Source organism: Rodentibacter sp. (assembly GCF_057314195.1).
The window spans coordinates 671-1,205 of sequence record NZ_DBHLAM010000057.1; the positions used below are offsets into that span (position 1 = coordinate 671).

1 protein-coding gene is annotated in these 535 nt (G+C 48.0%); it reads left to right on the forward strand.

Annotated features, from left to right (window positions below):
* The coding region (locus ACO59Y_RS08525) for a virulence factor SrfB (protein WP_486132384.1) at positions 1-535 on the forward strand (535 nt) is incomplete at both ends.

Consider the following 535-nt stretch of genomic DNA (forward strand, 5'->3'; position numbering starts at 1 on the left):
CGGAAGGGCACACCCACCGCGTGACGTTTGCCTTTGATACCAAAATTTTCCCTAACAGCCAAGACACCGCGTATTTGGCGCCGACCAGTGAAGACGTGCGTTCCGGCGTGTTATTCGGCTTGGCGCATCAATCGGATCAAATGTCGTGGTTCTTGGATTTTAACTGGGTTAATAACTGGTTGTTGGAATTATTTAAAGAACTCGCGCCGGAGCCGAAACGCCTGAAAATTCACCCGGAAGATTTGCTACAGGAAGTGGAACGCAAAGCGCATCAAGGGCATTATTTGAATATTTTGGCGATCTTGGGCGCCGAAGTGGCGTTGCCGAGAATTAAAGTGGTTTCCAATAAAACCGATGACATCGTGAAAGCGATTCCGGTGGACATGGTGTTAGATGTGGGCAATTCACGCACGTGCGGTATTTTGATCGAAGATCACGTGCAGGAAAAAGACGGCCTGAAAAAACGTTATGAATTGGAGTTGCGCGATTTAACCAATCCGGAACGTGTTTACACTGAGCCGTTTGAAAGTCGTGT